This window comes from Streptomyces milbemycinicus (assembly GCF_002154605.1).
Lineage (GTDB): Bacteria > Actinomycetota > Actinomycetes > Streptomycetales > Streptomycetaceae > Streptomyces > Streptomyces milbemycinicus.
The window spans coordinates 1-8,120 of sequence record NZ_MUNE01000456.1 but is presented as its reverse complement, the minus strand read 5'-3'; the positions used below and the strand labels follow the sequence as shown (position 1 = coordinate 8,120).

The following is an 8,120-nucleotide window of genomic DNA, read 5'->3' as shown; positions in this document are numbered from 1 at the left end:
GCTGGGACCAGTCGGCCGCCGAGCGCATCATGGCCGAGGCCGAGGTCCCGCTGACCGCCCGGGTCGGCTCTCTCTCCGGCGGCCAGCGCACCTGCGTGGCCCTGGCCCTCGCCCTCGGCAAACGCGCCGACCTGCTGCTGCTCGACGAGCCGATGGCCGATCAGGACCCGCTGCGGCGGCACCGGATGATGGGCGCCCTGATGGCGGAGGCCGCCGAGCGCGGCACCAGCGTGGTCATCTCCACCCATGTGCTCGCCGAACTCGACGGCGTCTGCGACTTTCTGCTGCTGATCGGCGGCGGCCGGCTCCGCCTGGCGGGCGACACCGACGCCGTCCAGGCCGCCCACCGCCTGATCACCGGCCCGCGCGGAGCCGAAGGGGGCACACCGCAGGAGGTCGCCCGCCACACCGTGGTCGAGACCCGGACGACGGGCCGTCAGCTCACCGCGCTGATACGCCCGTCGGCCGCACCGGCCGAGGACAGCTGGATCGTCAGGGAACCGTCCCTGGAGGAGGTCCTGCTCGGCTATCTGGGCGCCCCCGACGCCCCGCCGCTGATCACATCCGGTGCGCGCCCGCCCGTCGCGGAGGTGGGGAGGTGAGCACGGCCGGTCTCAGGCTCGCCGGGCCCGTCGCGCGACCGCGCACCCGAGGACTGGTGTGGCTGGTGTGGCGGCAGCACCGGGCCGCGCTCTGGGCGGGCCTGGCCCTGGTCGTGGCGGTCGCCGCGTACATCCTGTGGCAGCGCGCCCAGATGGTCGGCTACATGCGGGCGCACGACATCGACGGCTGCGCGGACTGGCAGGACTTCTGCCACGGCAAGCGGACAGCGCCGCGCAGGGGCACCGACCCGATCACCGACGCGTACTTCCACCTCAGGGACGCCTACCGGACACCGCTGCTCAACACCGGACGGCTGCTCATCGCGCTGCCCGCGCTGATCGGCGTCTTCGTCGGCGCACCGCTGTTCGCCCGGGAGCTGGAGACCGGCACCCATCAGCTGGTGTGGACCCAGTCCGTCAGCAGGACCCGCTGGCTCGCCGCCAAGCTCGCGCTCCCGCTCGCCGCCGTACTGACCGGCACCACGGTCCTCGCGGTCCTCTACACCTGGTGGTGGCGGGCGGCCCGGGTCCAGTTCTCGGACATCGCCTGGGGCACCGCCGTGCCCTTCGACGCGACCGGCCCGGCGGCGGTCGCCCTCGCCCCGCTGTCCTTCTTCCTCGGCGCGGCGGCCGGACTGCTGCTGCGGCGGACCCTGCCCGCCATGGTGGCCACGCTGGGGATCACCGTCGGCGTCCAGTACGGGCTCGGCGCCCTGCGGCCCCACCTGATGACCCCACGGACCATCGTCTCCGACGCCACCGGCGCCTTCGCGCGCACCCCCAGCGAACTCTTCTACACCTCGTGGCGCGGCTTCACCGAGGGCTTTCTGACCCGCTCCGGGGAGAAGGTCCCCTCGGACCGCTGCTCGTCCGCCGTCGGCGACGACGACTGGAACCGCTGCCTCGCCCGGCTCGGCGCCACCAAGCGGCAGTACGAGGAGCTGCACCCGGCAAGCCACTTCTGGCCCATGCAGTGGATACAGGCCGGGATCTGCCTGGCCGCGGCCGCCGCGCTCGCCGCGCTGTGCGTGTGGTGGATCGGGCACAGGCCCGCTGCGAAGGAGGCCACATGAGTACGGGAACCCTCTCGCGTCCGGGCACCAGAGCCGGTCTTGGCCCGCTCTGGCTGGCCTGGCGCCGCCGGCGGACCGCCCTGCTGACGGGCGGGGTGCTGATCCTGGCACTCGCCGGATACATCGCCTACCAGCGCACCGGCATGGTCGGCCTGATCCGCGACCGGAACCTGGCCGGCTGCCGGCTGTGGTACCCCGAGTGCCACGGGATGCGACTGTCGTCCGACAACGGCCGTCCCACCCCGCTGGGTCAGGCGTTCGGCGAGCTCAACTCGTACCGTACGGCGCTGCTCTACACCGGACGGCTGCTGCTCGTGATCCCGGCGGTCATCGGAGCCTTCATCGGCGCCCCACTCGTCGCGCGCGAACTCGAAAGCGGCACCGCCAAACTCGTCTGGTCCCAGTCCACCGGCCGGACGCGCTGGCTCCTCGCCACCCTCGCCGTCCCCGCCGCCGCCACCTTGGCCGCCACCTCGCTGCTGGCCGCGCTGTTCACCTGGTGGTGGTGGCCCGTGCGCGGCATGGTGTTCGACGAGGTCAGCTGGGTCACCACCGTGCCTTTCGAGGTGGCGGGCCCGGCCCCCGTGGCGCTGTCCCTGCTGTCCCTGGTCCTCGGCACGGCCTTCGGTCTGCTGCTGCGGCGGACCGTACCCGCCATGGCCTGCACCCTCGCCCTCACCGTCGGCGCCATGTACGGCCTCCGCCGGCTGCGCCCCCATCTGGTGCCACCGCTCACCACGACCGTGAACCTCGGCACCTACGCGGAGACGCCGGACGACGCATGGCGGCTCGGCTGGGGCTATCTCAACCGGTCCGGCGACAGGCTCGACGAATCGACCTGCAACACACTCGACAGCACGCGGTCCCGTATGCGCTGTTTCGACCGCCACCAGGTGGTCGAGCAGTATGCGGACTACCACCCCATGAGCCACTTCTGGCCGATGCAGTGGATCCAGGCCGGGATCTGTCTGGCAGTGGCCGCCGCGCTCGCCGCCTTCTGCCTGTGGTGGATCAGGCGCAGACGGGCCTGACCGGCCACCGCCCGACGGCGCACCCCGCACGTTCCGCTCCGAACTTCCACTTCGATCGGAGTCCCTTCGCCATGGTCCCCTCGCCCGCCCTCGACACCGCCGCCCGGGCCGTCCCGCGCGTGCGCCCCGCGCCCGCCCCCGAGTCGGCGGCGCCCCGCCGCCGCGGGCGGCGCGCCGCCGTCGTGCTTGCCCCGGCCGGGCTGACGCTGGCGCTCGGCCTGTGGGGGATCCGCCGTCAGAACAGCATGTGGCGGGACGAGTCGACGACGTATCAGGTCGCTCACCGCTCCGTCGCCGACCTCTGGCATCTGCTCGGCGAAGCCGATGTCGCCCACGGCCTGTACTACCTGCTCATGCACGGCGTCTTCACCCTCTGGGACGGCGGACTGCTCGCGCTGCGGCTTCCCTCGACGCTGGCCATGGCCGCCGCGGCCGCCGGAGTCGCGCTGCTCGGGCACCGGCTCGCGGGGCCGCGGGCCGGGCTGGCCGCCGGAGTTGTCTTCGCGCTCGCCCCGGCGGTGCAGCGGTACGCGCAGGAGGGGCGCTCGTACGCCCTGGTCTGCGCCGCGGTCGTATGGTGCACCCATCTGCTGCTCTCCGCCGTCACACATCCCCGCAAGCGGACCTGGGCCGGGTATGCCGCCGCCGCGTCGGCGACCTGTCTGCTGCACGAGTTCGCGGTCCTGGCGGTGCTCGCCCACGGTGTCGCGCTGCTGTCGGCCCGCCTTCCCGAGCCGCTCCGCTGGGCCTGGGCCCGGGCGGCCTCCGCCGTGGCCGTCGTGCTGGCGCCGCTGGCGATCGTCAGCCAGCAGCAGGCGTCGCTCGTGGGGTGGATCGACGACCCGGGCCGGCCCGAACTGCTGGGTTTCGCGATACCGGCACTGGTGGGGCTCGGCTGCGCCATGGCCCCCTCGGCCGCGGCCGGTCCGGTCCCGCTGCGCGCGCTTGCGCTGCCGCTGCTGATCCTGCCGGGCGCGACGCTGCTGGCGGTCTCCTTCATCCACCCCATCTACGTCGACCGCTACGTCCTCTACTCCTACGCCGGATTCGCCCTGCTGGCGGGCGCCGGTCTTGAGGCCGCGCTGCGCGCCGTCCCGTATCCGAAGGCCGGGGCCGCGGCGCTGGCCGCCGTCGCGGTGGCCGCCCTGCTGCCGTACTCGATCCAGCTGCGGACGCCGCAGAGCCGCCTGGACGACCCGATGGCCGCGGCGCGCGCCGTACGGGAGCTGACCCGGCCCGGGGACGGGGTGCTGTTCATGCCCGCGCGGCGGCGCGAGCCCATCCTGTCGAGCCCGGGGGAGTTCCGCGGCCTGAGGGAACTGGCCCTGGCCCGGCACGCGGTGCCCTCCGGCACCCTGCACGGCATCGAACTGCCCGCGCCCCGTATCCGCGCCCGCATGCTGACCGTCCAGCGGATCGCCGTGGTGATGGACCCGCCCGGCCGGCCACTGGACGACACCCCGCAGGAGCGGATGAAGCGCGAAGTGCTCGACCGCTCCTTCCGCCGCTGCGCCGAGCGGGAGGTCCGGGGGATGGTGGTCGTCCTGTACGCCCGCCCCGGCGCCTGCTGACCCGGGCGCGGCAGGCTACGGGGGCTGCCGCGCCCGTGCTCGGACCCCTACCCCTCGTCCTCTACCCCTCGTCCTCGACCAGGCGGGCGGGGAAGCCGCCGGTGGCGATCGGGCCCCAGCGCTCCGGGGTGATCCGGATCAGCGACTTGCCCTGCTTGACCATGGCGGCCCGGTACTCGTCCCAGTTCGGGTGCTCGCCCGCGATATTGCGGTAGTACTCGACCAGCGGCTCCACGGACTCGGGGATGTCGATCACCTCGGCGGTGCCGTCGATCTGCACCCACGGCCCGTTCCACTCGTCGGAGAGCACCATGACGCTGACGGCCGGTTCGCGCCGTACGTTGCGGACCTTGGCGCGCTCGGGGTAGGTCGATACGACGACGCGCCCCGCGTCGTCGACGCCGCACGTCAGCGGCGAGGCCTGCGGCAAGCCGTCGGCCCGGCGGGTCATCAGGATGGCGCGGTGGCGCGGCCGTACGAACTCCAGCAGTTCGTCGCGGCCGACCCGGGTGTTGGTGGCGATGGAGGGGCTCATGCGGCCGAGCCTACGACGCCGGACGCGTCGCACGGCATGGACGGGTCAGGTGTCGCACTCCAGCACCGTGCGGCACAGTCCGCAGCGGGCCCGCATCCGGCCGCGCACCGGGACCCGGATGCGCTGCCGGCAGGTCGGGCAGGGGAAGGAGACGCGCAGCGGGGAGCCGCTTTCGAAGGCGTATCCGGCCGGGCCGGCCGGCGGCGGCGCCTCGGGGTGGCCTTGCGCGAACCGGCGGTCCCGTGCGTACCGGCGGCGGCCCGCCCAGCCGCCCGCGGCCAGCGGCGGCTGCCGCTCGTCGTGGCGCGCCACGTCCAGGCCCTTGGTGTACGCCTCGTACGCCTGCGGGCTGGTGAACCAGATGGCCGGATCCTCGTCGAACGCCAGCGCCCGCTTGGCCAGCACGTACCCGAACTCCTCCGGGGTCAGATAGCCGAGCTTCTGGCTGGAGACGGAGTCCTGGCGGTACGCGTCGAGCAGCAGCCAGCCCGCGCCGAGGTAGGCGGCGGTGGTGTCGGTGAGGATCTCGTTGGCGCGGGTGCCGGGGAACGACAGGTCGAGCCGGTGCAGATAGACGTGGGTGACCTCGTGGGCGAGGGCGGCGCCGATGTCCCGGCGGTGGGTCTTGAAGCGGGAGTTGAGCTCGATGAAGTACTCCGGTCCGGCGGCCAGCTCGATGTTTCCCGCGTGCCGCATCTCGCGGAAGCTGACGATCATGCGCGCGTCCGGGAGCCGCAGCTGCCGCACCATGACCCGGGCGACGCGCTGGACGCCGAGGTAGAGATCGTCCTGGTCGCAGAAGGCCACATCGCCGGGGGCCACGCTGAGCTCGTAGGTCCGCACCCCGTCGTACGACAGGCGCTTGTAGAGCGCGGTGAGCGCGGCCCGGACGGTGTCCAGGTGCGGGAATCCGTGCTCGATGTCGCTGCCCGGTGCCGCCACGCCGTCACCCCGTAGCCGTTGTCCGCCGTGCCCCCTGATTCAACTCTACGGGCGCGGGACCCGGCCGCGCCGCAGGCCGGGCCGGTCGGTGTGGCCGGAAAGCGACCCTTGTCAGGCCGATCGGTGCATCCAGATAATCGCAACGCTGCTTGGCATGAGCCTGGCAAGCAGCCCAACCCCCCACGAAAGGATCTCCGTTGCGGAATCTCCGGAAGCCCGTCAAGAGATCGGCCGCCGTCGGAGCGGTCGCGCTCGCCGCGTTCAGCCTGATGCCCGGCACCTCCATGGCCCAGGCCAAGAGCGCCGAACCCGGTCCGTCCGTCGTCGGCGGCACCCGGGCCGCCCAGGCCAAGAGCGCCGAGCCCGGTCCGTCCGTCGTCGGCGGCACCCGGGCCGCCCAGGGTGAATTCCCCTTCATGGTGCGGCTGTCCATGGGCTGTGGCGGCGCCCTCTACACCCAGGACATCGTGCTCACCGCCGCCCACTGCGTCTCCGGTAGCGGCGCCAACACCTCCATCACCGCCACCGCCGGCGTGGTGGACCTGCAGAGCTCCAGCGCCGTCAAGGTCAAGTCCACCCGGGTCCTGCAGGCCCCGGGCTACAACGGCACGGGCAAGGACTGGGCCCTGATCAAGCTCGCCCAGCCCATCAACCAGCCCACCCTGAAGATCGCCGAGACCACCGCCTACAACAAGGGCGACTTCACGGTCGCGGGCTGGGGCGCCGCCGTCGAGGGCGGCGGCCAGCAGCGCTACCTGCTCAAGGCCACCGTGCCGTTCGTCGATGACGCCACCTGTAAGTCGGCGTACAGCGACCTCGTCGCGGGCGAGGAGATCTGCGCCGGGATCATGGCCACTGGTGGCGTCGACACCTGCCAGGGCGACTCCGGCGGCCCGATGTTCCGCAAGGACGACTCCGGCGCGTTCATCCAGGTCGGCATCGTCAGCTGGGGCGAGGGCTGCGCCCGCCCCGGCAAGCCCGGCGTCTACACCGAGGTGAGCACCTTCGCCAAGGACATCAAGGCGGGCGCCACCCAGCTCGGCGGCTGACCCACCGCCCCGGGGCCGGCTCCCCGCCGGCCCCCGCGTTCTGCCCCTGGCGTGTCTGCCAGGGGCAGAACCGCCTCGGCACCCCGCGCCCCGGTTCCTAACGTCTGCGGGATGGAGATCACAGACGTCACCGCGGACATCCGGATGCTGCGCTTCCCGGTCGGCCAGGCCTACGCCGTACGGCTCCCCGACGGCTACGCGCTCGTCGACTGCGGCTGGGCGGGTTACGAGCGGCGGATCCTCGACGCGCTGCGCGGACTCGGCGAGCTGCGCGAGATCCTGATCACCCACGGCCACACGGACCACTACGGCGCGGCCGCCGGCCTGGCCGAGGCCACCGGCGCCCGGATCCTCGCGGGCGCCGCCGACGCACCCGCCATCAGCGGGGCGGAGACGATCCCCCCGCCCGTGCTCGCCGACTGGGAGCGGCCCCTTTACGAGGCCAACGCGCCCCAGGTCCCGGCGCCCCGCCCGGTCCCGGTCGACCGCGAACTGGCCGACGGCGACACCCTCGACTGGGGCCAGGAGGCGCGGATCGTGCAGGTGCCCGGCCATACGGCGGGCAGCGTCGCCCTCCATCTGCCGTCTTCCCGCGCCTTGTTCACGGGCGACTCGATCGCGAACGTCGGGCAGCTGATGCCGGGCGTCTTCAACGTCGACCCCGAGGACACCGTGAGGTCCTTCCACAAGCAGGCGGCCCTGGACGTGGAGACCGCCTGCTTCGGCCACGGTGACCCGATCCGCACCGGCGCGGGAGCGGCACTGCGCGCCGCCGCCGCTCAGCTCTGCCCGTAACAGAGACAGAAGGGGTGCCCGGCGGGGTCGCTGAAGACCCTGAACCCCGATCGCTCGCCGCCGCTGTCGTGCAGGAAGGTCGCGCCCAGAGCGATCACCTCCCGCTGCGCTCGCTCCACGTCCTCGATCGTGTCCACGTCGAAGTCCAGATGGAACTGTTGCGGATGGTCCGGGTCCGGCCAGCGCGGCGGTTTGTGGTCGGGGGCCGCCTGGAAGGCGAACCGCCGGCCCTCCGGAGAGATGAGCCACACCCACTCCGGATCGTCGGCGTCCACTCGCCAGCCCAGGATCCCGGCATAGAAACCGGCCAGCGCGACGGGGTCGGGGCAGTCGATGACGGTGCACTGGAGCTTCGCAATCATGCCCCGACGATAGGCGCGAGGCGCACCGAGGAAAACCGTGCACAGATGGAACCCCAGGGTCCATAACCCACTCCTCCACGGTGGAGGCGCTCGACCGGGGAGAGCACTCCAAGGGGAACGACCGCCTTCGGCCCCTCCCCAACCCCCCACAGGGGTCGAG

The 8,120-nt window shown here is 72.9% G+C and carries 9 protein-coding genes; 6 read left to right on the top strand and 3 right to left on the bottom strand.

Features of this window, described 5'->3' with window-relative positions; all coding sequences use genetic code 11:
* The 4 genes from CCN51_RS33160 to CCN51_RS33145 all read left to right on the top strand — a co-directional run.
* A partial coding sequence (locus CCN51_RS33160) for an ATP-binding cassette domain-containing protein (RefSeq protein WP_143675960.1) occupies positions 1-602 on the top strand: 602 nt, incomplete at its 5' end.
* Positions 599-1,675: a translation initiation factor IF-2 gene (locus tag CCN51_RS33155; protein ID WP_014180520.1), complete on the top strand. Its 1,077-nt coding sequence runs from the start codon at positions 599-601 to the stop codon at positions 1,673-1,675. The genes CCN51_RS33160 and CCN51_RS33155, both read left to right, overlap by 4 nt.
* Positions 1,672-2,706, top strand: a complete 1,035-nt coding sequence (locus CCN51_RS33150; RefSeq protein ID WP_014180521.1) for a hypothetical protein — start codon at positions 1,672-1,674, stop codon at positions 2,704-2,706. The genes CCN51_RS33155 and CCN51_RS33150 overlap by 4 nt, the downstream gene beginning before the upstream one ends.
* A 71-nt stretch (positions 2,707-2,777) precedes the next feature.
* Positions 2,778-4,277, top strand: a complete 1,500-nt coding sequence (locus CCN51_RS33145) for a glycosyltransferase family 39 protein (RefSeq protein WP_086860443.1) — start codon at positions 2,778-2,780, stop codon at positions 4,275-4,277.
* Positions 4,278-4,338: 61 nt separating this feature from the next.
* On the opposite strand, the gene CCN51_RS33140 is transcribed toward CCN51_RS33145, so the two are convergent.
* Positions 4,339-4,812: a PPOX class F420-dependent oxidoreductase gene (locus CCN51_RS33140; protein WP_014180523.1), complete on the bottom strand. Its 474-nt coding sequence runs from the start codon at positions 4,810-4,812 to the stop codon at positions 4,339-4,341.
* Between the two features lie 45 nt (positions 4,813-4,857).
* Positions 4,858-5,754 (bottom strand): hypothetical protein, encoded by an 897-nt coding sequence (locus tag CCN51_RS33135; RefSeq protein ID WP_014180524.1) that lies wholly within the window; start codon positions 5,752-5,754, stop codon positions 4,858-4,860.
* Positions 5,755-5,951: 197 nt separating this feature from the next.
* On the opposite strand from CCN51_RS33135, the gene CCN51_RS33130 reads away from it, so the two are divergent.
* Positions 5,952-6,803: a S1 family peptidase gene (locus tag CCN51_RS33130; protein WP_014180525.1), complete on the top strand. Its 852-nt coding sequence runs from the start codon at positions 5,952-5,954 to the stop codon at positions 6,801-6,803.
* 111 nt (positions 6,804-6,914) lie between these two features.
* Complete coding sequence (locus tag CCN51_RS33125) at positions 6,915-7,598, top strand: MBL fold metallo-hydrolase (RefSeq protein WP_014180526.1); 684 nt, start codon at positions 6,915-6,917, stop codon at positions 7,596-7,598.
* On the opposite strand, the gene CCN51_RS33120 is transcribed toward CCN51_RS33125, so the two are convergent.
* Positions 7,583-7,960 carry a VOC family protein gene (locus CCN51_RS33120; RefSeq protein ID WP_014180527.1) on the bottom strand — a complete coding sequence of 126 codons (378 nt, stop codon included), beginning with the start codon at positions 7,958-7,960 and terminating at the stop codon, positions 7,583-7,585. The two genes, CCN51_RS33125 and CCN51_RS33120, sit on opposite strands and share 16 nt — an antisense overlap.
* Positions 7,961-8,120 lie beyond the last annotated feature (160 nt).